Annotated in this window: 25 protein-coding genes and 3 tRNA genes; 13 read left to right on the plus strand and 15 right to left on the minus strand. The window is 62.4% G+C overall.

Annotated elements, in window-relative coordinates:
• Nucleotides 1–16: 16 nt before the first annotated feature.
• Nucleotides 17–1,342, minus strand: a complete 1,326-nt coding sequence (locus JRN21_01055) for a fumarate hydratase (protein ID MDG6987898.1) — start codon at nt 1,340–1,342, stop codon at nt 17–19.
• Nucleotides 1,343–1,391: 49 nt separating this feature from the next.
• Nucleotides 1,392–1,730, minus strand: a complete 339-nt coding sequence (locus JRN21_01060; GenBank protein MDG6987899.1) for an iron-sulfur cluster assembly accessory protein — start codon at nt 1,728–1,730, stop codon at nt 1,392–1,394.
• 327 nt (nt 1,731–2,057) lie between these two features.
• On the opposite strand from JRN21_01060, the gene JRN21_01065 reads away from it, so the two are divergent.
• Entirely contained in the window at nt 2,058–2,225 is a 168-nt protein-coding gene (locus tag JRN21_01065) for a hypothetical protein (GenBank protein MDG6987900.1), read from the plus strand.
• A gap of 338 nt (nt 2,226–2,563) precedes the next feature.
• Entirely contained in the window at nt 2,564–3,466 is a 903-nt protein-coding gene (locus JRN21_01070) for a hypothetical protein (GenBank protein ID MDG6987901.1), read from the plus strand.
• Between the two features lie 81 nt (nt 3,467–3,547).
• Here the strand turns inward: JRN21_01070 and JRN21_01075 are convergent.
• Both JRN21_01075 and JRN21_01080 read right to left on the minus strand, forming a co-directional pair.
• Nucleotides 3,548–3,638: transfer RNA gene (locus JRN21_01075), tRNA-Thr, on the minus strand.
• A 47-nt stretch (nt 3,639–3,685) separates the two neighbouring features.
• Nucleotides 3,686–4,846, minus strand: coding sequence for a threonine synthase (locus JRN21_01080; protein ID MDG6987902.1), 1,161 nt, complete (start codon nt 4,844–4,846; stop codon nt 3,686–3,688).
• Between the two features lie 78 nt (nt 4,847–4,924).
• Here JRN21_01080 and JRN21_01085 point away from each other — a divergent pair.
• The 5 genes from JRN21_01085 (at nt 4,925) to JRN21_01105 (ending at nt 9,564) form a co-directional block, all read left to right on the plus strand.
• Nucleotides 4,925–5,009 (plus strand) — tRNA-Leu (locus JRN21_01085).
• Nucleotides 5,010–5,046: 37 nt separating this feature from the next.
• Nucleotides 5,047–5,919, plus strand: coding sequence for a proline iminopeptidase-family hydrolase (locus tag JRN21_01090; GenBank protein MDG6987903.1), 873 nt, complete (start codon nt 5,047–5,049; stop codon nt 5,917–5,919).
• Nucleotides 5,920–6,150: 231 nt separating this feature from the next.
• The gene (locus JRN21_01095) at nt 6,151–7,020 is read left to right on the plus strand and encodes a glycosyltransferase (GenBank protein ID MDG6987904.1); all 870 of its coding nucleotides are present in this window, start codon (nt 6,151–6,153) and stop codon (nt 7,018–7,020) included.
• A gap of 44 nt (nt 7,021–7,064) precedes the next feature.
• Nucleotides 7,065–7,949, plus strand: a complete 885-nt coding sequence (locus JRN21_01100; GenBank protein ID MDG6987905.1) for a hypothetical protein — start codon at nt 7,065–7,067, stop codon at nt 7,947–7,949.
• 64 nt (nt 7,950–8,013) lie between these two features.
• The gene (locus tag JRN21_01105; GenBank protein ID MDG6987906.1) at nt 8,014–9,564 is read left to right on the plus strand and encodes a glycosyltransferase; all 1,551 of its coding nucleotides are present in this window, start codon (nt 8,014–8,016) and stop codon (nt 9,562–9,564) included.
• A gap of 34 nt (nt 9,565–9,598) precedes the next feature.
• Here JRN21_01105 and JRN21_01110 read toward each other — a convergent pair whose 3' ends face one another.
• On the minus strand, nt 9,599–10,339 hold the full coding sequence (locus JRN21_01110) for a class I SAM-dependent methyltransferase (GenBank protein MDG6987907.1): 741 nt from the start codon (nt 10,337–10,339) through the stop codon (nt 9,599–9,601).
• A 107-nt stretch (nt 10,340–10,446) separates the two neighbouring features.
• Between JRN21_01110 and JRN21_01115 the strand changes: the two genes are divergently transcribed.
• Nucleotides 10,447–11,691 carry a nitroreductase family deazaflavin-dependent oxidoreductase gene (locus tag JRN21_01115; protein ID MDG6987908.1) on the plus strand — a complete coding sequence of 415 codons (1,245 nt, stop codon included), beginning with the start codon at nt 10,447–10,449 and terminating at the stop codon, nt 11,689–11,691.
• On the opposite strand, the gene JRN21_01120 is transcribed toward JRN21_01115, so the two are convergent.
• From JRN21_01120 to JRN21_01130, 3 genes are read right to left on the minus strand one after another with little or no spacing between them, the layout of a single operon-like run.
• The gene (locus JRN21_01120) at nt 11,593–13,425 is read right to left on the minus strand and encodes a hypothetical protein (GenBank protein ID MDG6987909.1); all 1,833 of its coding nucleotides are present in this window, start codon (nt 13,423–13,425) and stop codon (nt 11,593–11,595) included. The genes JRN21_01115 and JRN21_01120 overlap by 99 nt on opposite strands.
• On the minus strand, nt 13,422–13,940 hold the full coding sequence (locus JRN21_01125; protein ID MDG6987910.1) for a dual specificity protein phosphatase family protein: 519 nt from the start codon (nt 13,938–13,940) through the stop codon (nt 13,422–13,424). Before JRN21_01125 ends, JRN21_01120 begins: the two co-directional genes overlap by 4 nt.
• Nucleotides 13,941–13,979: 39 nt before the next feature.
• Nucleotides 13,980–14,273 carry a DNA-binding protein gene (locus tag JRN21_01130; GenBank protein MDG6987911.1) on the minus strand — a complete coding sequence of 98 codons (294 nt, stop codon included), beginning with the start codon at nt 14,271–14,273 and terminating at the stop codon, nt 13,980–13,982.
• 99 nt (nt 14,274–14,372) lie between these two features.
• Here JRN21_01130 and JRN21_01135 point away from each other — a divergent pair, with 99 nt between their 5' ends.
• Nucleotides 14,373–15,407 carry a hypothetical protein gene (locus JRN21_01135; protein MDG6987912.1) on the plus strand — a complete coding sequence of 345 codons (1,035 nt, stop codon included), beginning with the start codon at nt 14,373–14,375 and terminating at the stop codon, nt 15,405–15,407.
• A complete protein-coding gene (locus JRN21_01140) occupies nt 15,408–15,665 on the plus strand; it encodes a hypothetical protein (GenBank protein MDG6987913.1) in 258 nt (85 codons plus the stop codon). It abuts the gene before it with no gap.
• Here the strand turns inward: JRN21_01140 and JRN21_01145 are convergent.
• The 3 genes from JRN21_01145 to JRN21_01155 are packed head-to-tail and all read right to left on the minus strand — an operon-like array spanning nt 15,610 to nt 18,235.
• Nucleotides 15,610–16,116, minus strand: coding sequence for an N-acetyltransferase (locus JRN21_01145; protein ID MDG6987914.1), 507 nt, complete (start codon nt 16,114–16,116; stop codon nt 15,610–15,612). The two genes, JRN21_01140 and JRN21_01145, sit on opposite strands and share 56 nt — an antisense overlap.
• Before the next feature lie 4 nt (nt 16,117–16,120).
• Nucleotides 16,121–17,059, minus strand: coding sequence for a Gfo/Idh/MocA family oxidoreductase (locus tag JRN21_01150; GenBank protein MDG6987915.1), 939 nt, complete (start codon nt 17,057–17,059; stop codon nt 16,121–16,123).
• A gap of 45 nt (nt 17,060–17,104) precedes the next feature.
• On the minus strand, nt 17,105–18,235 hold the full coding sequence (locus JRN21_01155) for a hypothetical protein (GenBank protein MDG6987916.1): 1,131 nt from the start codon (nt 18,233–18,235) through the stop codon (nt 17,105–17,107).
• 77 nt (nt 18,236–18,312) lie between these two features.
• Here JRN21_01155 and JRN21_01160 point away from each other — a divergent pair, with 77 nt between their 5' ends.
• Entirely contained in the window at nt 18,313–19,404 is a 1,092-nt protein-coding gene (locus JRN21_01160) for a DUF354 domain-containing protein (protein ID MDG6987917.1), read from the plus strand.
• Nucleotides 19,405–19,432: 28 nt separating this feature from the next.
• Nucleotides 19,433–19,506 (plus strand) — tRNA-Gln (locus JRN21_01165).
• 164 nt (nt 19,507–19,670) lie between these two features.
• Here the strand turns inward: JRN21_01165 and JRN21_01170 are convergent.
• Together JRN21_01170 and JRN21_01175 are read right to left on the minus strand one after the other, a co-directional pair.
• On the minus strand, nt 19,671–20,207 hold the full coding sequence (locus JRN21_01170) for a hypothetical protein (protein ID MDG6987918.1): 537 nt from the start codon (nt 20,205–20,207) through the stop codon (nt 19,671–19,673).
• 292 nt (nt 20,208–20,499) lie between these two features.
• Entirely contained in the window at nt 20,500–21,249 is a 750-nt protein-coding gene (locus JRN21_01175) for a hypothetical protein (GenBank protein ID MDG6987919.1), read from the minus strand.
• Between the two features lie 105 nt (nt 21,250–21,354).
• Here JRN21_01175 and amrS point away from each other — a divergent pair, with 105 nt between their 5' ends.
• Nucleotides 21,355–22,446 (plus strand): AmmeMemoRadiSam system radical SAM enzyme, encoded by a 1,092-nt coding sequence (gene amrS / locus JRN21_01180; GenBank protein ID MDG6987920.1) that lies wholly within the window; start codon nt 21,355–21,357, stop codon nt 22,444–22,446.
• Here the strand turns inward: amrS and trxB are convergent.
• Entirely contained in the window at nt 22,436–23,383 is a 948-nt protein-coding gene (gene trxB / locus JRN21_01185; protein ID MDG6987921.1) for a thioredoxin-disulfide reductase, read from the minus strand. The genes amrS and trxB overlap by 11 nt on opposite strands.
• 57 nt (nt 23,384–23,440) lie before the next feature.
• A complete protein-coding gene (locus JRN21_01190; protein MDG6987922.1) occupies nt 23,441–25,117 on the minus strand; it encodes a hypothetical protein in 1,677 nt (558 codons plus the stop codon).
• Nucleotides 25,118–25,136: the final 19 nt, after the last annotated feature.

A 25,136-nucleotide genomic window follows, 5' to 3' on the forward strand; every position in this document is an offset into this window, starting at 1 on the left:
CCGCCTGAAAACGCCGCTAGACCTTCTTCGCCGGAATGCCCGGTTCAACCAGGCCTTTCATGTCTAGGATCGAGGCTATCTCCTTGGGAGCGAAGCCGAGCTTCCTGAGCGCGCCGCGGATCGGGACCCCTCTTGCGACTTCCTTCCCTAGCTTCGACGCCCTGTCGTAGCCTATCTTGGGGGAGACGAGGGTCACCAGAGCCTGGCTTGCCTCAGCGTATCCCCTCGCCCTGTCCTTCATGGGGACCACGTGGTCTATGACGAGCGACGCGAGCTTGGTCAGCGCCTCGGACAGCAGGTTAGCCTGGTAGACCAGGTTATACCCCATAAGCGGCACCCCCATAGACAACTCGAACTCTCCCAGCGAAGCCGCGAAAGCGTTCGCGCCGTCGAGCCCCACCACCTCGGCAGAGGCGAGGAGCGCGCTCTCCACGGTCACCGGGTTCGTCTTTCCGGGCATTATGCTGCTCCCGGCCACCTCTTCCTGGGTGGGGATGTCGATCTCCCCGAAACCCGTGAGAGGGCCCGAGAACATCAGCCTCAGGTCTTGGCAGAGCCTGTAAACGTCGATGCTGACCGTCCTCATCGTCCCACTGAGCGCCGACAGGTCCGTCAGCAGCCGCGTGGGCCTGAACTTGTTCTTCGCGCTCTTGAACCTCAACCCAGAAAGGGCCGCCAGCTCCTTGGCTACCATCCCGCCGAACCTCGGGTCGGCGTTAAGTCCGGTACCGACAGCCGTCCCTCCTATTGGGAGCTCGAGCAGGTATGACATGGTCTGTTCCACGAGTTCCGCGTCTCTGGAAAACTCGTCCGCGTAGGCCCCGAACTCCTGTCCCATCGTCACCGGGAGAGCGTCGCGCAGGTGCGTCCTCCCTGATTTGTACACAGTTGAGGTCTTCCTGGAAAGCGCACTCAGGCTCCTGCTCATCCCTCGCAGCGCGGGAAGGAGGCTCCTGCTCACGGCCAGAGCCGCGGCCACCCGGACCGCCGAGGGACCCACGTCGTTGGATGACTGGCTCATGTTGACATGGTCGTTCGGATGGATCTTCTTCCCGAGTTCGGCCGACGCAAGCTCCGCCAGCACCTCGTTGGCGTTCATGTTCAGCCCCGTCCCCGACCCCGTCTGATAGACGTCAACGACCACGGACTGGTCGTGCTTTCCGTTCATCAGCTCCTCGGCCTTCGACTGGATGGCCTCGCCTATCTCCTTGTCCAGGAGCCCCAGTTGGACGTTGGACTTCGCGGCCGAGCGTTTTATCGCACCGATTGCCCAGATTACTTCTCGCGGGAACCGCGTGCCTGTGCTAAGAAAGACCCTCTTCGAGCCGTCCACGTACTTCAACGTGGGCTGAGAGTATCTCTGTGCTCTTAAGCTCTTGTCCGAAAACGTCTCAGTGTCCGCCGCAGCCGCATGCTTCGGCGTGGATGTTGGGGTTCTCTATCTTGAAGCCGGTCCTCTGAAGACTTTCAACGAAGTCAATCTTCGACCCCCTGATCACCTCAGCGTCAGCCTTGGCTGCCATGACCCTGAGTCCGCCCACCTCTTCGACGACGTCTGCTTCGCCCGCGATCTTTTCGAGGCTCAGCGCGTATCTGTACCCACCGCTGCAGGCGCACCCGCCCCCCTGGTAGACCTCGATCTTCAGATAAGAGTCGGTAGCCTTCTCTTGTTCCAGCACCTGGCCTATCTTCTCCCGGGCTTCAGGCGTGAACACTACGAGTGGCTGCAATTCTTGCATATCGGAACAGCTTCGGCTTTTCCTATTTAATTCTTTAGTCGAAGGGCTCTGTTAAACTGGCGGCTCGCTCCTCTCCCTGTTGACCGTCGGCTCACGGCTCGCGTTCTGGATGAATCTCACTCATTTGTTTTGGCCTCCAATTTGACTCCAGCACTCGCTGGCTTCTCTCATGTCCCTCGCCCGAAAACATCGAAAACGCCACGACAGCAGATCCCACAAAGACGAGGAGGCGCCCTGACACCGCCAGTGCTGCCGTGGTCCTTCGAGGCACGTTAGCCGCTAAAGGTTTTTGCGGGGGTGCCGCCCCGTGCCGCTCGAATGGCCGAGTATCGATGGTGCGAGAAATGCGGGACGAGGACGGAGCACGAGCCCGTGGTCGACACCAGAGACTATAACCCGAGAGGGAGGGGCCTCTACAGGTGCAAAAGGTGCGGGAGGGTAAAGTCCATGCGCCATCTGCGCCCTAGTTCGGAGATTGGGTACTGATTTTCACAGCTCGTGCGCGGATCCACTTGTCCACGTTGATGCTCGATCATACACGCGCAGGTCGACGTTTCAGGGCTGAACCTCGTGATCGCTTCAGCCGTCGCTTTCTTGCTTTCGATACTCCAGATAATCATCTACACGATGATGTCCCGGCGGTACCCCAGAGGCCGGAGCGGCTCCCGTTCGACCTCCAGGCCGAGCTCCATCTCCGCTCCGACAGGATAGCCGTGGCCTATAGGAAGCGGATGAAACAGGTGGGACTGTCCTTTGAGACCTCGCGACGTACTAGGCCGAAGAACCCCGAAAAGTGTTTAAGCCACGATTCGTCAATTTTGTTCGTGTTCTCTGCGGGGACGGTCAGGAGGCGGCCGGGAGTCTCTACGGGAGTCATAGCAGGCGTCGTGGTGGTCGTCATCGTTGTCGCCGCGGTGGGGGTCTACTTTGCGTTCGTGCCAGCGGGGGGCAAGAGCACCGCGTCGGCAGTCCAGACCATCAAGATCGGGAGCAGCTCATCAGTAGGGCAGTATCTTGAGAACAGCACCGGATTCACCCTCTACATGTTCGCCAGAGACAGGCCCGGCAGCGGCGCGAGCGCCTGCTCCGGCGCCTGCGCATCCGTATGGCCGCCTTTCTACGCCGGCAGCCTGAGCCTCCCGTCAGCCCTGAGCTCGGCCAACTTCACTACGATCACACTGTCTGACGGCAACAAACAGACAGCCTACAACGGGTGGCCGCTCTACTACTACGTGGGGGACACGAAAGCTGGAAGCGTGACCGGAGAAGGGACAGACCAGTTCAATGGCCTCTGGTACGCGATGCCGCCGGACCTGCAGCAGTCGGGCGGCCAGATAGTCAACGGATCTTCGTACAGCGTGGGCGTCGCATACAAGCCTTCGGTCGGAGTCTATCTGACCAACAGCGCGGGCTTCACTCTCTACTTCCGCTCCACCGACACCCCGAACAGCGGGGAGACGACATGCACCACCAGTCTCTGTGAGACGAACTGGCCGGCCTTCTACGCGGCCACCCTCACTCTTCCACCGGGACTCCGTCTGTCTTCCTTCGGATCGATCACCGCTTACAACTCCACCAAGATAACCACCTTCGACGGCTACGCGCTCTTCACATTCATCCACGACTCCGCCCCAGGGGACATCGCAGGTGAGGGCGTGGGCGGCTTCTACGCCGCGACCCTTCCGACGGCGGCAGCCCCCAGCAGCACTTCAACCTCGACGACGTAGCCGGGCGATTCAGCAGGACTCGGCCCGGGCGTCCTTTCCAAGAGCTCTCGGTTCCGGGGCCAACTGTCAAGACATTGCGAGAGCCAGCGGCGAGCATCGATCTCGCGACCCCACGCTTACGAGGCGTCTGAGCCCCTTCTGGGAGTGCTCTACCAGGCTGAGCTACGCTGGCTCAAGGGCGGCCCTCCGCTACTCGCAATAAAGCCTTGACCCGTGGTCTTACTGGAAAAGCTCGAGATACTTCAGGCCAGTGCCGGTGTTGTACAGGAGAGGCTTTTCGTCCCGCGCTATCTCGTCGCGATTGAGGAGGCTCTGATACCCCGCCAGCGTAGCCGCTCCCTCCGGGCAGGCGAGGACTCCCTCCTTCGCCAGGGCTCGCGCGGCTGTCAGGACATCAGAATCTGGAACCTTCACCGCTCCTCCGCCGCTCTCCCTCAGGACCGAGACTATCTGCTTCCCTGCGAAGGGCCTGGGGACCCGGAGCCCCACCGCCACCGTCTTCCCGTCAGGATAGTCCGGATCAGGCTCCTCTTTCCCTGCGCTGAATGCGTCCACGATGGGCGCGCAGCTCTCCGACTGGACTGAAAACATCCTGGGCCGCTCCTTCCCTATCCACCCGATGCTCTCCATCTCGTCGAAAGCCTTCCACATGCCGAGGAGCCCCGTCCCGCCTCCGGTCGGGTACAGAATCACATCGGGGAGCTCGAAGTCCAGCTCTTCGGCAATCTCGTATCCCATGGTCTTCTTCCCCTCAAGCCTGTAGGGCTCTTTCAGGGTCGCCATATCGAAGTAACCGTCCATCTGCGACCTCATCGCGGCGCCGGCGTCTCCGATGTTTCCCTCCACCTGGGCCACATCCGCCCCGTAGGCACGACACTCAGCGACTATGGACGGCGGGGTCTCGACCGGCATGTAGATCTTTGCTGAAAGTCCTGCCCTGGCTGCATAGCAAGCGAGAGCCGCTCCCGCGTTGCCTGCCGAGGGGACCGCCAGCTTAGCAAGGCCGAGGTCCTTGGCCCTCGACACGGCCACAGACATGCCCCTGGCCTTGAAGGTCCCCGTCGGGATGAGTCCGTCGTCCTTCATGAGGGGCCCGGCGGCCAGGCGGAGGATCGGCGTGAAGCCTTCGCCCAGACTTGTCACGTTCTCAGGGCGTATTTCGGGGAGGACCTCCGCGTATCTCCAGAGGCTCTTCACCCGCTTTTCGAGGGCGCTCCGGGTGAGCGTCTCCTTCGCCTTCTCGGCGTCGTATGTGCAGCTCAAGATGGAGCCGCACGCGGGGCACGTGTTGAGCTTCTCGCGGTGGTCGTAGGCCCTGCTGCATGAAACGCATTTGACGGCTATGATGGCAGACCTCCCCGCAGTATGATCCGCTCGCATCTCGCAGTACCCGCGGCGTCCTCGGGGTCTAAAGCCTTCGGAGAGTTTTTAGATTGTAAGGCGCGGGCATGGCTCGCTGCGGGGGTCGCCCAGCATGGTCAACGGCGTGGGACTGAGGCTCCCATCCCTTAGGGGTTCGAGGGTTCGAATCCCTCCCCCCGCACTCAATCCTTAAGCCGCCAACTGCGCGCGCTCCGGCTGTGAAACCGACGGAAGGTTTCGCTTCGGTCCTGGGGTTCGACCTCTTCTACCGCCAGTTCGGCGAGCCCGAGAAGGGCGAGGTGCTCTGCCTGCACGGCGGGCCGGGGAGCACCCACGACTACCTCCTTTCGATGGCGGACCTAGCGGAGAGAGGGTATCGCGTCACGTTTTATGACCAGCTCGGCTGCGGGCGCTCCGCCGTCCCCAAAGACCCGGCTCTTGTAGTCCCGGAGCATTACGTAGAGGAGGTGGAAGGGTTCCGAAAGGAGATGAAGCTGGGGAAACCCCACATAATCGGCTCCAGCTGGGGAGGGATGCTCGCCATCGGCTACGCCCTGAAGTACCAGACCAACATGAAGACGATGACGACGGTGGGAGGGTTGCACAGCGTCCCTCTTACGGTCAGGGAGATGCAGCGGATGAAGCGCAGGCTCCCGAAGAACGTCCAGCAGACGATGGCGAAGCACGAGGCCGCAGGAGGGTATGAGGACCCAGAGTACCAGGAGGCCGTCATGGTCTTCTACAGGAAGCATCTCTGCCGGCTGGAGCCCTGGCCGGCCGAAGTCGCCTACAGCCTGGAGCACACCAGCAAGCTGGTCTACCGAATCATGAACGGCCCGAACGAGTTCACCATAACCGGCAACATCCGCTACTGGGACGTCACCGACCAGCTCCGCACCATAGCGGCCCCGACCCTGGTGCTGGGCGGGAGGTATGACGAAGTCTCCCCCCTGGTCGCAAAGGAGATCCACAGGCGCATCAAAGGTTCCGAGCTCACGATATTCCCAAACAGTTCGCACCTGCCGTTCTGGGAGGAGAGGGATGCCTTCATGAAGAGGGTCCTGAAGTTCTTGGGAACCCATCCCGGCTAAAACTGCCCGCTCCTCTACCCATTCTATACCGGGCCCTATAGAAACGCCTGCGTGGCTCTACTTTTGTCGAAGGTCGAGTCACCCTTATAGCAAGAGCGGGCACAAAACAGAAGGTACAACTTGCGGCCCGACGTCCTATCAAGTCCAGCGCCCGAGAGCTCAGGAGGTCCCGCGACCCCGGTTCCTCTGTCGCGCCCCTCGTTTTCGATTGGGGTCTGTGCTACGGGAACCATGGACGAGCCCCGCGCTTTCCTGCGCGCCCTTCTGGTCGAGGCGGAAGCCGCCCGGATGGATCTGAAGAAGCTCATCGTCGTGGCGAGCGGCTGCTCGGCCGCCACCCTGTCCGAACTGGAGTCTGCCGCCGAGTTGGACCCCAGGGTAGAGCTCTTCGTGGAGGGGGTCAGGCACGGCAAAGCCGACGCCGTCAACAAGATCCTCTGCGCAGCGTCAGGAGACTACTTGGTCTTCGTGAATTCCGACGCCGTCCCAGCGCCGGGAGCGGTCCCTTCCCTCCTCAGGATGGCTCTCTCCGACCCCCTCATCGGGGCCGTCTCTGCCCTGCCCGACACTAGGTCCGGAGGAGGGCTCGCTTCTCTGCTGACCGAATTCATGTGGAGCACGCACAACGAGTGCTCGCTCGCGCTCAACCATATGGGCATAGCCAACCACAGCAGCGACGAACTCGTAGTCTTCAGGTCTGCGGCCATCGCGCCGCTCCCCTCTGGCCTTGTGAACGATGGGGCATACATGGGAGGTACGGCGAAGAAGCTGGGGTACAAGGTCATGGTCTGCCCCTCTGCGCGGGTCAGGGTCAGGACTCCGTCCCGCCCGCTAGATGTGCTCCTGCAGCGGCGACGGATCCTCTTCGGTCACGCTCAGGTGTGGCGGGAGGTTGGAGCGCCCCCCAGGACCATCGAGTCCATGCTCTTCCTCTCGCCGCTTGCTGGGGTCAGAATCCTGGTCAGGGCACTGGCCAAGGACCCCCGGTACCTGGAGATCGCCCCCATGGCGGCCGTGAGCGAGCTCGTTTCTGCGGTCATGTCCATATTCGACACCATGAGCTCCTCCCGGGCGCACCAAATCTGGAGGCGCTTCACCTGACGCTCTCCAGGGAAAATGCAGAGCGGATTGACCTCCTCTACCAGGTGGCCAGAGACAACGGCTCCCTGGTGACAGTCCAGGAGATCTCCCGGCTGCTGGCGCACGGGGCCTCGGAGACGGAGCTCGCAGAGGCGATTGTCTCAGATCCATCGCTCGGCCGCAAGTTCGAACTGAAGGGAGGGTACCTCACCGAAAGGCAACGGGAGGGGAGGCCCAGCCTCCTTGACGAGGAACTCATCCACAGGCGGATGGCCAGGAGAAATCTGGGGCACGCCGCCCGTTTCGCTGGGCTCCTCGGCGCGGGCGCTTTCAAAATGGTCGCGGTGAGCGGTTCCACGTCTTACGGTTCCGCTTCCGCATCGAGAGACCTCGACCTGTTCTGCGTTGCTCCATCGGGCAAGACGTGGCTCTCTCTGACGGCCGCGCTCGTCATGGCAAGGATCTTCAATTCGCTCTCCCCTGGGTCGCCGCAGATATGCCTGAGCTGCATGATGGACGAAAACTTCGCCCGGTCGACGTTCGCCAAGGCCCGTGACCCGCTCTTCGCCCGCGACGCGCTCGAGACGAAGGTCTTGAAGGGGATGGGAACCTATGAGAGCCTCATGGAAGCGGCAGGCTGGATATCGAGCTACTATCCGCTGGCGTACGAGAGAGTGAGAGGGACGCACGCCCTACCGGTGGTCAGAGGGCCGTCCGCCTTGAGCGCCGCCTTCAACCAGCTTCTCTTCAGGCTCGTCGGCCGTTACCTTGGTCTAAAGGCATCGGCTCTGAACCGGAAGCTGAAGGAGGCGGGACGCTGCTCAGACCTCTTCGAGATCAGGAGCTCGCCCGATCACCTGATCTACGAGTCCAAGAGGTATACGGCCCTCCGAGAGAAGTACAGGAAGGTTCTCCGGCCCAGGGGCTTGTTCAATACCGATGGGTTATGAGCGAGGACCCTCCGTCAGCTAGACCCAAGGATGCACGGATGCGACCCGTAGGTGATCGGCACTGATGGTCTTCCCAGCGTACTCCCTTGCCCCCGTCGTGCTGTTAGCATCAGTCCTCCTCAGTGTAGCTTTCGCGGTGTACGGGCTGAACATACTCTACCTTACGGTCAGGTCCAGAAGGTACAAGCCCTGCTCCGCCCCGCCGCTCTCCGCGCGTCCGACGGTGGCGATCCACCTCCCTATCTACAACGAGCTGTACGTGGTGAGAAGGCTCCTGGATTCGTGCGTCCGGGTGGCGGAACGGTACGGGGAGCGCCTGGTCACCATCTATGTGATAGACGATTCTGATGACGACACGAGCCTCGCGGTCGACAAAAGCGTCTCGGAGCACTCGGCTCGGGGGCTCCAGTTCAGAGTAATCCGGCGCGGGAGCCGACAGGGGTTCAAGGCAGGCGCCTTGCAGGCCGCCCTCGAAGTGACTCACGAGAAGTATGTCGCCGTCTTCGACGCCGACTTTATCCCTCCGCCCGACTTCCTAGACAGGACGGTAGCCGTCCTGGAAGAGGACCCGGAGGTGGGCTTCGTCCAAGCCCGGTGGGGTCACGTCGACAGGAACTACAGCACGATGACGAAGGCGGTCGCCATAGGGGTCGACGCTCACTTCTTCCTTGAGCAGAGAGGGAGGAACGGGAACGGGTATCTGATGAACTTCAACGGGAGCGCTGGTGTCCTGAGGGCTTCGGCGATCCAAGCGGCGGGGGGGTGGGCGGCGGACACCCTGGCCGAAGACCTCGACGTCAGTTACAGGATGCAGCTTGCCGGATACCGGGGGGTCTACCTGAACGACCTCGAAGTTCCCGGGGAACTCCCTCCCACCCTGGCCAGCTTGAAACGGCAGCAGGGAAGGTGGGCGCGAGGCTCCCTTCAGGCTGCAAGGAAGCTGGCCGGGCGCATCGTCCCGTCGAATAGGCTGTCGGGGGGCCAGAAGTTCGAGGCAGGCGTCCACCTCACCTACTATCTTGTGCACCCTCTCATGGTGGCCTCCTTCCTGCTGGCTGTGAGCGCCGACTTCCTGAGGATAGACGTAATCAGCTATGCCGTGACCCTCCCCGTCCCCAGGCCCGGCGGCGGGCTGCTGCTGGTGGTGGAGGTCGTCCCCTGGGTCGTCTTCACGGCCCTCGTCGTCCTCTCGACCCTGGCGGTCTTCCTTTACTGTTTCGAGGCGGTCCGGGTCCAGAGGCTGGGGGTGCTGCACAGCGTCAAGCAGATAGTGGTGCTCGTGGCGCTCGGCTACGGCATCAGCATAAGCAACTCCGCTCAGGCTCTTCTTGGCTTGTTCTCGCACGACACCGGGACTTTTTCGAGGACCCCCAAGTACGCCATCGAGCGCTCAGGTCAGACCTGGAAGGGCAAGAGGTACCAGATCCCACTGAACAAGGTCAACTTTCTGGAGGCAGGCGCCGTCGCCCTCGCCTCAGTCGCCACGCTCTACGCGTACACGACAAACAACCTTGGGCTCATCCCGATACTCCTGGTGTACCTTGTCGGATACTCGTTCGTCCTTCTCCTGTCGCTTATCCAGACGGGAGGCGCGCGGAAGAACAGTGGCGCATAGGCTCCTTTTCGAGCCCTGTCGCGCCTGAAGGGGCTCACTTGCGGACCTCGAACCTGAAGAAGACGTCCAGCTTGAAGTACCAGAAGGGGGACGTGGCGACGTCGATCAGATGCAGCCAGGGGAATCGGTTCAGAGCCTTCCCCATGAAGTTGTCGAACATCCCTGTCCCCCTCCTCTCTGTCATCCTGAACCGGGAGGGGACGAAGAGCTCGTGCGGGGAGAGACGCGGCTTGTCTCCGATGGGCCAGACCGCCGGGCCGAAGGTCGGCATGACGTGCCTGATGCCAGGGAGGACCTTGGCGTCGAACTCGCGGATCATGTAATTTGTGACGAGGTTAGGGACGCTGATGATGAGGACCGCCCCGTCTTTGGAGACCCTCTGAACCTCCTTCATCGTCTCCAGGGGGCGGGGGAGGAGGTGAACTACCCTGATCATCACGACCGAGTCAAAAGACGAGTCCCTGGCCGGGATGGTCGAGACGTCGGAACGAACCAACCCCGCCTTCGCCAGGGTGTCCTTCGCGGTGCGCAGGTTCCTCCTGGTCAGGTCCATCATGACGACCTCCCGGAAGTAAGGCTCGAGGACCTTCGTCATCCTCCCGAAACCCCCTCCCAGGTCGAGGCAGGCCCCTCCTGGGCGGATCATCCCCCTGACGACCCTCTTTTGGGCTTCGTCTTCGATCCTCTTGGTCTCCCAGAACTTGGAGTAGTCTGTCTCCTCGAACCCATCCAGCCAGGGGGTCTTGCTCGGTGCTGTCTCTGGGCGGGCTGACAAGGCGAACGAACCGCAGCGGCTGGCCCGCTTTGATATCTGTTCCTTCATCGCGGCCCTGCGATCGACTAATCCTTAACTTGACCTGAGCCTTTTGACTCCCGAACCGGTTGGGGTCGAGCGAGTACCTGAGGCTGGAGACTAGGGGAAGGAGGACGAACCTCCCGCACATAGTTGAACTGAGATACGTCTGGACGGGAGGCCAATACTTCGTCCTGGGCAACAGCCCGTCCAGCGACTGGGCCCTGAACGCCCTGAAAGCTGGAAAGGCCAGGGTGCGCCTGGGCGAGTACCTGGTAGACGTGGCCGCCCGCAGGGTGGATGAGGCGGCGGCGAAGGCTGCCCTGGCATCCTTCGGGAAGAAGTATGGCGCCAGGTTCGTGTCGAAGTGGTATTCGCATTGCGAGCTCTGTCTCTGCCTCACGCCCCTCGGCTCCGCCGTGAAGCGGGGCGGTGCCTCGGGCGAACTCGACGTCAAGGCCGACTTCGGCCACTGGGCCTCTCAGAAGAAGGACTACTACGCCGACGTCGCTGGCGCGTTCGACTCGGCGTCGGACGAGTACGACTTCACCATAAGCAGGAATTTCATCAACACCTGGATTCGGAAACGGTCTCTGCAGGTCCTGAGGAAGCTGCTACGCCCTGAAGACTACCTCGTGGAAGTGGGGTGCGGGACGGGGGAGGAGGCGGTCACGATCTCCGACTGGGTTTCGGGGATTGTCGCGACCGACGTCTCGGGCGGGATGATCGGGCTCCTGCAAGAAAAGGTCGCGGCGAGAGGCTTGGCGGGGAAGATTCTGCCTGCGAGACTCTCCGCATCGGAGGTCTCGCGGGTGAGGGACCTGATAGGGGAGAAAGAGATACGCGTCGCGTACTCGTTCAACGGCGCGCTGAACTGCGAGCCTAACCTCGGTTCGTTCGCGCGCCAGCTCGATTCCCTCCTTGAGCCTGGCGGCTACTTCGTCTGTTCCGTCAGGAACACCACCTGCGCGACCGAAATGATATCCCACGGCCTCGTCCTGCAGTTCGACAGAGCGAATCCGCGCAGGGTCCAGCCCATAATGGTCTCCGTCGGTGGGAGAGACGTACCGTCGACCTATTTCTCGCCGTCATCGTTCATCTCCTACTTCTCCCCCAGATTCAGGCCGGAGCAGGTCATAGCCCTTCCCGCCCTGCTCCCTCCCGCCTATCTCAACGGCTACTATCTCAGGCTGAGGCCCTTTCTGTCCTTCCTCGAGCGCCTCGAGCTGGCTCTCTCAGGCGCCCCGCCCTTTAACAGGCTCGGAGACCAGACCCTCTTCGTCTTCAGGAAATCCTCTTCTGAGGAGGCGTCTCGGAAGCAGGTCTGGCCTTAGTTCGCTCAGAAGCAGCAGTGCGTAGATGACGGTCGGAACGACCGCCGTGAGGACGAGGAACGCGGCCGGCGTCTGGTTGAAGAAGTCGACCTTGAACTGATCGGCGACCGACGCCCCGATTGAAAACTGGTTGAGCAGGACCGCGGGGGACAAGAAGTAGAACAGGTTGTAGGTGAGGGCGACGTAGACGAGGGGGAGGACGGTGAAGACGGCCCCCGCGATGCGCCTCCTCTGGAGCATGAGGAGCGGGAGGATCCAGTAAAAGTACTGCGGGTTCACGAAGTTGTACGTGAGGAAGAACACGAGGATGGATATGGCACTCCACTTGACCAGATCCGCGTCCTTCTTCCAGTACACCCAGAAGAGGCAGGCGACATAGGCCGGGACCCCCACCAGGAGGAAAACCGGGACTGGGGGTGCTTTGACAAGCAACAGCGCCTGCTGCCAGGTCAGCCCGTTCGCTGTGAACATCCCCCCATACGTAGGTATCGCACGGGCGTAGAGGAACACATAGACGGTGTAGGCAAAATTCCCGTAGGCGCCGTAGGCTACCAGGGTGGCGACGAAAGCAGGTATGCACGCCGAAAGCGGTTTGAGGGCCCGCGCCCCCTCTCGCCTCAATGCGACGGCGAGCATCAGCGGGATGATGATGACGGGCCAGACCTTCACCGCTGCGCCGAGGGAAGCCAGCAGGTACGCCTCGTACATCTTCCCCCTCCCGAAGTAGTACAGCGCCATCACGGTCAGGAGTGCCGCCATTGGATCGAGCTGCCCCCAGACCGCCGCGACCAAGATCACGAGAGGGTTTGCGAGCCAGAAGACGGCGGTCCAACCGTTCCCGGTCATCCTCTTCAGGAAGGCTCCCGTCAAGACGGCCGAGGCCACCATGGGGAGCTTCAGGAGCAAGACCAGCAGAGGGAGGCTGGAGGGGACGTAGGCCAGGTAGACGTTGTACATCGCCGTGAACCACCCGGGCCAGGTAAGCCCCCCCACCGAAGGGAGGGGTGCTCCGCTGAGCCCCTGGTAGATCAAGAAGGAAAGGGCACTGTAGAGGGCGTAGAGCGGGGGGTAGGCCCACTTCAGCCCTCCGGGATAGAGGGGAGGGTTCCCTGGTGCGAACGGGTTGACATGCTGGAGGATCCTAATCCCCGAGCTCAGGAGGAAGTAGACGTCGTATCTCTGACCGGTCCACGGAGCTATCGCGAGATAGACCGGGACGGCTACTATCAGGAAACGCTTCCATCCGAGGCCCTTCCCCAGGAAAAGGAATGCTCCCACGGAGGCGACTAGGCCAGCGTAGACCCCCACGTCCATCCAAGCCGCGCCAGGGTCGTAAGAAACTCCGAACGCGGCAGCTCCGGACTCGCACGAACCGCTGACCGCCCTGACCGACGTGGTCCCGAACCCTGCCCACCCGTTGTCCAGGCCATAGCTGGTCTCGGTGAACCCCAGGTCGTTGGCGGTGAAGTTCTCCAGGCCATGCCACCGACTCCCATTGAGGTACTGCAGCGTGACGGTCTGGTTGGCCAGGGAAGGAGGATAGGTCACGTCGAAAGTCTCGCTGATGGTCGCTGCTCCCGGCGCCGGGACGGCCCTGAACGGGAAGGGGACGCGTGACGGCTGGGCAGTCACGCTGATGCTGCAGCTCTGCGCCGAGGCCGCCGGGGAGGCGGAGAGAACCATCAGCGGAACGATGAGGAGTGCAGCCAGCGGCCAGACGCAGCGCCTTTTCACGCGTTAAGGGAGCGGGGCTGTCGCTTTAGGCTTGCAGCGTAGTCGGAGACGGCCCTCTCCTGGGCGCGCTCCACGAACTCAGGCTTTGTCTCCCTCAGCCTCCTTAGCGCCTCGTCTGCGCCGAGACCCTTGGACCTGATCAGATACGCAGCCAGCGCGCACCCCGTCCTTCCCTCTCCAGCCAGGCAGTGGACCAGGACGCGCTTTCCACCGTCGAGCTCCGCCTCTATCAGCCGAGCGCACTCGTCAAGGACCTTGACGTCCGGAACCCCGTGGTCATGCATGGGCACGTGCTCCACGGAAAGCCCGAGCCCGTCCGTCCAGGCCTTCGGGAGCGGCTCCTGGGTGAGGGTGAGGACCGTGCCGATGCCGTTGGCAGACACCCATTCTACTTGTCCCCTGGAGGCGGGATAACCGGAGCCCGCGAGTCTTCCCTGTTCGACCCAGACGAACCCCGTGGGCCTGTTGGAAACCTGGGCCCTGAGTTTCCTTAGGAATAACCCTCCGGTCCCCATGTCTTGCCTGTCCGAGAACGCGCGCTGCTTTAGAAGTTTCTAGGCCTCTAGGACCTCGAGCTTCCCGTACTTCCCGACGTTCAACCTCAGCTCCCCGCGGAAGCTGTTGGTGTAGCCGTTGGTTATCCTCACCTTGGACCCCTGCTTGACCATGTCGATCTGGTCGTCCCAGAGCGACAGCTTGATCTGGCCGCTGTCGTCCTTCAGCATGCAGTCTGCTACCTTCGCCTCGCCCCCGGTCCTCAGGTTCACCGACCGCGGCTCTGCCATGTCTGAAATCTCCCCCTCTGCGTCGACCCTCCTCATGCCGTCCCTCAAGTCGGATATGTTCATGTGACGGACTGGCCGTCCTACGGCGTTATTTAACGTTGAAGCGCCGAAAGCGCCTTCTGGAAACCGTTTAATGAGAAAGGTATCGGACGCCCCTTCGGATTGGTCTCGCCGCTGGCCGAGGGGGCGCTCCTCCTGGCCTCGCTCCTCGTCCCATTCGTCCTCCTCTTGCTCGCGTTCCCCCCGTACCTGAGGTACCTGACCCGGCTGGGGCGGGTGTCGGAGGACGTCCACAAGAACCCTCCAGGCAAGGTCCCCGAGCCGGCGGGGCCCCTCCTCTTCGCTGCCGTCTTGGTCGGCGAGGGGGTTGTGGCGTTGGGGTTCAGCTCCCTCTTCCCCGCTGCCCTGGTCCTGGGGGCCGGCGTGGCGTTCGCCGTCGGCCTCTACGACGACCTCTTCGTCCTGGGCGGGAAGGCCAAGCCCCTCCTCCTCGTCCTCGCCGGGGTCGCATTCGTCTCTCTGGTGGGGGCCGGGGTCCGTCTGTATGGTTCTGACATCTCCTTCCCTATCCTGGGGGACACCGCCCCGCACTTCATCATCTATACCGTACTCGTGGTGGCTGCTTTCCCAGTCGTCACCAACGCCTTCAACATGATGGACGCCTTCAACGGCGAGATATCCTGGTTCACCCTCCTCACGTCCGTTGCCCTGGCGGTCGGGGTCGCGCTCCGCGAGATCTTCACGCAGGGGTTCTCACCAGCCAGGCTGGCGTCCACCCTCCCCCTGGTCGGCGTCTCTGCGGCCTTCCTGCTGTACAACAGGTACCCATCCAGGTCGTTCGACGGGGACAGCGGCAGCCTCATGTTCGGCGCCATGTTCGCGGGGCTGGCGGTCGTCGGGGGGGTTGAGATCGCCGCGATCATAGCCATAGTCCCAGCCATCCTGAATTCCTTCTACACCCTCTCCAGCGTCCGCGGCTTCGTAGAGAGGAGGAAGATGTCTTCGAGGCCCACCTACGTAGGTGATGACGGGGTGCTCCACGCCTCGACCGCGAAGGACGCGCCCAACACACTGGTCAGGCTGATCCTCCTGGCCTCGCCGAGCACCGAAGAGGGTCTCGTCGCGAGCATCGTCGCCCTCACCGCCGTCTCCTGCGCCTTCTCGATGGTCATCTCCGCCCTCACCTGGGTGTTCTGAGTGAAGCTCCTGCCTCTCTTCCTGATAGAGTCGGTTGCCTTCCTGCTCATCATAGCAGAGACCTATGTCTTCTTCATCTTCGTCGCGCCCCTTACCCCCCTGGGGCTCCCCCACGACCTCTCCGGATACACCGCCTTGGCGCTCGCGAAGGCGGCGCTCATCCTGGGGCTGGTCGTGGTCTGGTTCGTGGTGCTCGACGGGCTTACTGCGCTCTATGTGAGGTCGAAGGTCGGGAAGACTCCCACGCCTTCATCTTAGCGTCGAACTCCTTCCTCGTATAGGCGACCCTCGCGGGGACCCCCATCACCACCTTCTCCGGCGGGACGTCCTTGGTGACCACCGCTCCCATGGCCACCACCGCTCTCTTCCCTATCTTCACCCCGGCCTTGACCACCGCCCTCGCCCCTATCACCGCGCCGTCAGCCACCGTCACCCCGATCATCCTGCTGCTCGGGGGGTAGGGGTCGTTGGTGAGCACGGCTGCAGGGCCTATGAACACGTCCTTCCCTATCCTCGAAAGCGGGGGGATGTACACGCCCCCTTCGATCTTGGTCCCGCTCCCTATCCTCACGTCGTAGTCGACGTGGGCGAGTGATCCGATCTTCACATCGTCGCCTATCACCGTTCCTGACCCGACGTAAGCGAAGTGCCATACTCTGACGTTCTTCCCCAGCTTTGCGTCCGGCGCGACGAAGTTGACGACCTTCAAGCTCTCACCCGAGATAGATCGGCGCCCCTGAAGAGCTCGACGCGAGCACCCCTTCAGCCACCCTGAGGGTGTTAAGGGCGTCCCTCCCGGTGACCAGGGGCTGCCTCTTTTCCTGGATGGCGGAGACGAACTCCTTCAGCTCGAGCATGAGCGGCTCCTGATAGGGCCTCGTAGGGACCGTGGTGGCAGCACCCTCGTGGATGCTCGTCTGCTGCGTCACGAAGTCGACGTCCACCACCCCGCCAGAAAAGACGGCGCTCAGCGTCCTGACCCTGTTCGGGGTTATCCAGTTCGTGACGAGGAACGCGGTTTTCTGCCCTGAGAACCCGAGGAGTATGGTGGCGAAGTCTTCGTGCTCTGGGGGGACCCTCATCGACCCGACCCTGGCGTAGACGACCTTGGGGACGTCGTCGAAGAGCCAGCACGCCGTGTCGATGTCGTGGACCGAGGCGTCCTTGACTATGCCCACGTCGCTTATGCTTGCCCCCCTCCTGTTCTCCCTGTGGAACTCGAGAAGGATGGGGTCCCCCATCTTCCCCCCGGATATCATCTGCTTCAGCGCGGTTATGGGCGGATTGAACCTCTCGATGAACCCCACGGTCAGGGCCCTGTTGGCTTTCTTCGCTGCTTCGATGAGCGCCTCCCCGTCCGCGACCGTGGTGGTCATGGGCTTCTCGACGAAGATGTGCATCCCGTGGGCCAGCGCCTCCGTCGCGACCTTGAAGTGGGTGGTGGCAGGGGTGCAGATCGTCACCCCGTCCAGCTTCTCCTTCTCCAGCATCGACTCGAGGGAGGTGTACCCCGGGACGTGGAACTTTTCCGAGAACGCCTCGACCCTCTCCCTGTCCATGTCGCAGACCGCGGCTAGGCACTGGAGCTCGTTCAGGACCCGGACGTGGTTCTTCCCCCATCCGCCGGTGCCCACGACCCCTATCCGCGTCATCGGATTCGCCACCCTGGATGGTACGGATATAGGGTTATGGCGCGCTCACTCCCTCTTCAGTCCGGGGGTCGCCGATATCAGAGTCGACTCGGCGCTCCTCAGCCCCCTCCTCGCACCCTTCAGGGAGTCCTGGTCTGCCTTCGAGCAGACAATGACCACGTTGTGCTTCAGGGGGTCGAAGATCTCCGCTCCACCCTTGAGCCTCTCCCCGGACACAAGGACGACGTCGGTCACGTAGTCCCTCAGCCTCTGCTGGATGCTTTCTGCGACCTGGAGCCGTTCCCCGCGCATCTCGTACCTGTCAAGGCTCCAGAGTAGGGTGATCTTGGTCCTGCTCGCCTTCAGCTGCTTCTCCTTCAGCACCTCCCTGGTCTCATCTACGACGTACCTGACGTAGTTGTCGAAGCTCTTCAGGGTCGCCCCCGCCAGATAGGAGATCGACTCCCCTGTCTCCTCGCTCGACTGTATCGCTTTGAGCTCGTAGAGATATCTGGTGAACTCGTCAAGATAGACGTCCGAGCCTCGCTGGAATGCCACCTTCGCCTCCCTCGCCCTCCTTGCCATCTCGATCTCGGTCACCGAGGACACCGCGTCCTCTATCACCGACGACGCATACTCCAGCTCGGCCGAGAAGACGTTCTGGGAGTTGGGGGAGAAACCCAGCGCCTCCAACGGACCCTTCTCCTGGAGCCCCGCGGCGGAGACCACGGCCGGCTTCGGTTCTCTGGGCTTCAGAGGCATGTAGGAGTAGGTCATGGTGGCGCCGACCCTCAGCCCGGTCTGCTTCTCTATGAGCATGATGTTGTCCGAGTTCCCGCCTGGCCCGGTGGGAAGCGAGTTCACCAGGGTGACCCCCTCGGAGAGGTACTTGGAGAGGTCCCTCAGCTTCGTCCCTGCTTCGATGAGGGCCTCCTCTGAGGGCCGCCTGAGCTTCGGGGTGAAGAAGACGACCTGAGAGTCTCCGAGCACCTGCTCCAGAGGCTTGAAGCTTAGGAGCGGCTCCCCGGCCATGACCTCCTGCAGGCTGGGGTTCTTCTTCAGGAACGCAGGATCAATGTCCATGGCCATCTGAAGGGTCTCGTCGACTATGGTCACCTGGGCCTTTTCTCCGAGGTCCGCGGCGAGCCTGTACGCCTCGCTCGTCAGGCCGTACATGGCGACTCTGATCTTTGGCAAAAGCTCGTCGTGGCCGGGCGACCGTTCGGTATTATACTTTGAAAGAGGCGCCTCGGAAGGAGGGCAAACGGATTAGTATGAAGGCGCTCCGCCGGCCCCGCGAGAGCTCGAGCGGATTGCGTGCGTGGCTGGATATCCTGACACCGAAGCAGGTCCTGTTCTTCGGGCCGGTCATCGAGGAGCTAGAGGCGTCCGGAGCAGAAGTCCTGGCGACCTCCAGGGCGTACAGGGAAGTGGCTCCCGTGGCGGAGCAAGCGGGGGTGGAGCTCGCCTACGTGGGGGAGCGAGGGAAGAAGGGGTCCGAAGAGCAGCTACTGGCGGCGACTAGGAGACAGGAAGCGATCATCCCCATGGTGAAGGACTTCCGCCCCCATGTGGCTGTCTCGCTGGCGTCGGCGGTCTGCGCCAGGGTCGCCTACGGCCTCCGCATCAGGCACATCGCCGTAAACGACTCACCTCACTCGGAAGTGGCTGCGAGGCTCTCCGTCCCTCTGAGCTACCGCCTGCTCTGCCCCTGGATCATCCCCTACAGGGCATGGCAGCCTTTCGGCATCAGGCGGGAGCAAGTGACAACGTACAGGGCGTTGGACCCGGCAGCCTGGCTGAAGAGGGACCCCGCGCCGGGCCCGGTGCCGAAGCTGGACGGTTCAAAGAAGACGATCACGGTCAGGGTCCAGGAGAGCGACGCGCCCTACCTTGCCAAGGCCGACGCCGGATGGATAGACGACGTCCTCACCGCGCTCCTCGATGCGTTCCCTGACGCCAACCATGTCGCGCTCTGCAGGTACGATTATCAGGTCGAAGAGATCCGGAAAAGGTACGGCTCCAGCTGGACCGTCCCGGACGAAGTCGTCAGCGGCCGTGGCCTGCTGGCTGCCACCGACCTTTTCGTCGGCATGGGTGGTACAATGACCGCGGAGGCCGCGCTGATGGGGATCCCTGCCATCTCCGCCTTCCAGGGCTCGCTCTACACCGACAGGTACCTCCGATCGGTGGGGCTCCTGGCGAAGGCGGGATCCAAGGCGTCGCTCCTGTCTCACGCCAGGCTTCTCCTCAGGGACGGGTTCAGGACGAGGCTGGCGGAGAAGGCAAGACGCATCTTGAATTCGATGGAAGACCCGGTCCCCCAGATAGTAAGGTCGGTCCAGAGCGCCGTCAATCAAGCCTAAATCACCAGCGAGACCTGCGTCGTCCCGCAGCCCGGTCGTCTAGTTGGTCAAGGATGGAGGCCTTTGGAGCCTTCGACCCTGGTTCGAATCCAGGCCGGGCTATCGCATTGACCAGGTCGGGGCCTGCTCGGTTCATGCAGTCTGGCCACCAGGCTCGGTGCAGCCCCTGGGCGAACGGAGCGGGAAGCTCCCCTCGCGACCATCGGAGCGCGGATCGGGCCGTTCCTGTCCCCCTCTCTTTCCCATGCGCCTGCGGGAGCCTGCCCCTAGGTGGCGCTCTGGTAGAGCGCTCCCATGATGCTTGCGAGGTCCTCTTCCAGAGACGAGAACGCTATGCCAGAAACCAGATGGACCTGAAGGAACGCGTTCCCCTTGACGCAGAACCCGTTGACCACGGCTATGTTGTCGACGTCCTCTCCATATCCATAGCATGCCCCGTAGCGCTGGAACGGGGTCAGGATCGCAGAGACGTCGGTGTAGCCGGGGAGGCCCCTGACCCCGGCGACGAGGCTGTCGAAGTACGCCAAGGAGGCGTTGGCGGAGGGGAACACGATCGCGGTTACGTTCGCTTCCGAGCCGTCGGAGTTCTGCAGGGTGGCCCAGTAGCTGCTGACGGAGGGCTGCTGCACCGACGTCGCGAGGGTGAAACCTGCGGGGTCGGCCTGCGCGGCGGAGGCCACGATGGCGTCGGCCCCTCTGGAGACTGTGGTGCTTCCGGTCGTCGGCGCAAGCGGTGTCGAGGTCGGAAGGGCGAGCAGCACCGCCCCCGCCGCCACGATGACGACCACTACGACGACCAGCATGACGCGTCCGGCGACCCTGGCTCCTGGAGCCCTGGGCGGGGAAGCTACGACTCCCCCGTCATCTGATCGATGGGAGCGCCTTCGGACGGATGCGTTCAGAGGGCGTCCCCTGCATGGCCGGCCCTGTCCTTCCAAACCGCCTGGAGCCTCCACAGACCTGAACAACGGAGGGATGCCCAGATGCCTTTTCAAAAAGCTCTTGGTCTCCGCGGGGGATTACCAGCGGTCCCCTCACCTCTCCACGCGGATGGCGCGCAGCCCGCGCCGGACGGGAGCCCCCGACCGCCCACGTCTACACGAGGTTGACCGCGAAACCCAGCATGAACCCGACGAAGACCCCGGCATAGGTGACCCCGAGGCTCCACTCGTAAGGCTGAGAGAGCAGATGTCTCAGCATCGGGAGGATGACGTAGAGCATCGTCCCTATCGCGAGGCCGTAGAAGACCAGGTCGAAAGCAGTCGCATTGTAGAAGTATCCGATGCCCCCTCCCAGGATGGTGGGTAACCCTCCTACGAACAGGGCCGCGGCTATGGTGCCTCCCTTTCTTTCCGTCGAGCCGAGGAAGGGGGACGCTATGGGGAAACCTTCAGTGGAGTTCTGGAAAACGAACCCCACGAGCACCACCAGTGCGGTGCCCGTCAGACCTATGCCCACGCTCAAGGCGCCGAAAAGAAGCCCTTCGGCCAAGTTCTGGAACGCGATCCCCAGGGCGATGAAAAGTGCCAGCTGGACGGGACTGTGCCCCACCTTGCTCCTGTTCCCGACCACGAAGAGGAGCAGGAACCCTGACGTCAGCGACAGAGCGAACACAAGGTCGTAGGCAGCTGACGAGCCGTAGCCGTACAGCGAGCCGTTGTAGAGAGAGCCGGCCGCGTCGAGGAAGACGTCGCTTATCAGGAAAACCAGTATGCCGACAGCCACGGCGCTCAGGAAGCTCGCCGTCTTCAGGTCTTGGTTCCTGCGGAGGATGAGGGGGAGTGAAAGGTAGATCGAGAAACCCATGACCGCCGAGAGCGCAAGGGACTCGACGAGGCTGACCATCCTAGGCCGCGAAATAACATATGTTATAACCGTTTACTCGGTCGCTCTCAGCTCCCCCTGTTGCCTGCAACCCTTAATGGTAAGAGAACGATTTGCCGGAGTGCTATGTCCCCGAGACCTAGCCTGGCGGAGCCCTCTGGGAAAGCCGCCGAGCTGTACCGCAAGCTCCCGAGCGGCAGGGTCCAGTGCACGGCCTGTGCCAGGCAGTGCCAGATAGGGGAGGGACAGGTCGGATTCTGCGGGGTACGCGGGGTCGTAGGAGGGAGCCTCTACCTCCTCGTCTATGGCAGGGTGATGGCTGGCCATATCGACCCCATAGAGAAGAAGCCCGTGGTGCACTACAGGCCCGGGTCCAAGATATTCTCAATCGCCACGAGCGGGTGTTCGTGGGCGTGCTCTTACTGCCAGAACAGCGACATCAGTCAGCTGAGGAAGATAGAGGGGATCGAAGCAACTCCCGAAGAGCTGGTAGACAACGCCCTTCGGTACGGCTGCGAGGGGATGGCCTACACCTACAACCAGCCGACGATTTTCATGGAGTACGCCAGGGACGTCGGGAGGATCGCGAGGTCGAAGGGCCTCTTCAACATCTTCGTCTCCAACGGCTACGACACCCCGGAGGCCGTCGCAATGATGGACGACTTCCTGGATTGCGTGACCGTCGACTTCAAGGGGAGCGGGGAGACGGGGTTCGTCAGGAGATACATCTCTATTCCCGACGCTGACCCCATCTTCCAGAGCCTCTTGGAGATCAAACGCCGGGCGAAGGTCCACATGGAGATAACAGACCTGGTCGTCCCCCAGGTCGGAGAGTCCCTGGACGCGGCTGAGAAGCTCTGTCGGTTCGTCTACGAAAACCTCGGGCCCGACACCCCGGTCCACTTCCTCCGATTTCATCCCGACTATAAGATGATGGACCTTCCATGGACCCCCGTCGAGACCCTGGAGCGGCACGTCGCCATCGGGAGGAAGGCGGGGCTCAACTACGTCTACGTGGGGAACGTCCCAGGCCACCCCGACGAGAGCACCTACTGTCCCGGGTGCAAGGCGGTCCTGGTCAAGCGCCACGGATATGAGATCCTCGGTTACAATCTGGACGGGAAGAGCAGGTGCGTGTCGTGCGGGTACCAGACCCCAATCGTCGGGCCCCTGAGCAGGTCCTTCTCGGAAGACAGGTTCGTCTCGGTTATCGGATAGGTATCGCCGCTTCCAGCTTCTGCTTCACGAACCTCTCCGCGTCCAGGAGCGCCTTACACCCATCCGCCGCGGCGGTGATGGCCTGCCTGTAGCGGAAGTCGTGCACGTCTCCGGCGACGAAGACCCCCGGCACGCTGCTCTCAGTATGGTTCTTCACGGCGATATACCCCTTCGGGTCGAGTTCCAACTCCCCCCTGAACACGTCAGTGTTGGGCTCGTATCCGATCGCTACGAAGAGCCCGTCCACCGGGAGCTCGCTCTCGGCTCCAGTCTTCAGGTTCCTGACCTTGACTCCCTGCACCTTCCCGCTCCCTATCACATCGGTGACGGCCGAGTCCCAGACGAAGCTGATCTTTGGGTTCTCTTCGGCTTCTTTCTTCAGGGCGGCGCTCGCTCTGAGCTCGTCCCTCCGATGGATGACCTGGACCGTGGAAGCGAACTTGGTAAGGAACGTGGCCTCCTCCATGGCAGTGTCCCCCCCGCCCACCACGGCGACCTTCTTCCCACGGAAGAAGAAGCCGTCGCAGACTGCGCAGTTGGAGACCCCTTTGCCCATGAGCTTCATCTCCGACTCTAGGTTCAGCCGTCTGGGGTTCGCGCCCGTGGCGACTATCACGGAAAGCGCCCTGGTGACTCCAGTGCCGGTGCGGACCTCGAACGGGTACTTCTTGAAATCCACTCCGATGACGTCCTCCTGGACTAGCCGGGCGCCTAGGCGCTCTGCCTGGGCTCTCATCTTGCCGACGAGGTCGGGACCGAGGACTGGGTCAGGGAAACCGGGGAAATTCTCAACTTCGCTCGTGAGCATGAGCTGTCCTCCGTACTTGGTCCCCGTGAACACGAGGGGCGCGAGGTCTGCCCGGCAGCCGTAGATCGCGGCGGTGAGCCCAGCCGGCCCTGACCCGATTATCACCAGCTTCTCTGCACTGTCTTCCATTTCTGTAGGTTATTCCCTCCTCCGCCTCATAAATCTGCCCCCGGCAGGCGCCGGCGTCTAGAGGAGTTTGGCTTCGCGCTGGACGGTGTGGAGCTCGTCTGAAAGCTGGTTGAGAGCCCTTTCCAGCCTCTTCGAGTATTGCGGGAGCAGTCTGTCGAACACCTCCTTCCTCATCTGCCGCAGATAGTACTGCTGGTAGAGGTTCAGCTTGTCCTTGGCCGCTCTGTCCACCTCTCTTTCCGTCGCCTGAATCTGGTTGACCACCTCTGAGAACTTCTGGCTCGCCGACTTTTGCCTCGTTTCGTTCAGCCTCTGAATGGCTTTGCTCCTCAAGGAGTCCAGGCGTCCCCGTAACTCGTCGAAGTATGCCCGGTCGAGCTCGTTGGGATCCTTTCCGTCTATCTCGGGCCAGAGGCCATTGATGACGTTGGTCTTCTCATCGAAGGCCGTGATCATCGCAGATGCTAGCTCTGACGACGTCTCCTCTTCCTCCTCTTCCTCGTCGGCGGGAGACGTGGTGGTCCGTACTGCGAAGAGCCCTATCAGGAGGAGGATGAACACCACGGAGGCCATAGGGACGCCTCCGTCCAGGAACCACCCCGCGGTGATGGTGTATGACATGGTGGCCTCTCCTACCTGCCAGGGGGTCGCGGCCCCAAGGCCTCCCGGAGGAGCCGCTGCCTGCCTCGCGCCCTGAGGGAGGGACAGCAGGATAGAGTATGAGCCGACGAAGGCCTTCACCGGGGGCGCCTCCGGGATGCTGACGGTCACCTCTCCGCCCTTTACCGTGTAGTATGCCGCTCCAAGGGGGTATTGGAACCTGAGGGTGAAATTGGCTCCTGACTGCACCCCGTTGGACGGGTATCCCAGGGCAAAAGGAGTCAGGTCTATGGCGCCGTTCGACAGAAGCTCCGTCGTCGGGCTCAGGAGCACGGGCTCATTCCCCTTGACAGTGAGGATCGTCACCTGGGTGCTGGCCGGACCGAGGATGGAGACGGAGAGGCTCGTAAGAGGCTGGATCCCGAGGTTCTCGAACTCGATCTCGTCCGTGATGAGCGGGTCTCCGCTAGGGAGGGCGGTCACCGTCCTGTTGACGTAGAACACTCGGAGCGGGTTGAAGGATCCTTCCGACCCCTTCGAGATGTACGCCAACGTCGTATTGGCGGCCTGGGACGGCACGCCTGTCTCCGTGAACGAATAGGTCGTGTTCGTCGGGTTGTTCCTCTCGCTGAATCCCTTCAGCGTCGCTTCGAAGTAGGTGGACTGAGGGAGCTGTATCTGGTTCACCAGGCTCGCGACTTTCGTGCTCACCGAGGGGGACGTCAGGGCGGAGACCCGGAGGGTGCCGTTCTCGTTGGTCACAACGTTGTTGAGCAGCACGGACACCTTCACACTGGTCGAGTTTCCGGGCTGTATCGAGCCAGAGTAGGATACGGTGTACGGACCTCCTGACGGGCCTGAGCATGCCTCCTGCTGGGGAGCATACATGGAGCAGGCGACGGCGAGCGAGGAGAGGCTCCCGATCCCCACTTCGACCGACGGCGGCGCCAAGGGCGAAGTCGAGTTGTTCGTGTAGATCACCGTCTCGTTTACCACCGCGAACCCATACGTGTTGAGGGTGTAGGTGCTCTTGACTGCGATGGAAGGCGATCCCTGCGCGTGGACGGCCCCCATGGCAGGGACGAACCCCAGGACGATCAAGAGCAGGATGACCACGGACGCCAGACGCTTCATTGGAACTGCTCAGTCGCCG

The organism is Nitrososphaerota archaeon, assembly GCA_029785825.1.
Lineage (GTDB): Archaea > Thermoproteota > Nitrososphaeria > Nitrososphaerales > Gagatemarchaeaceae > UBA183.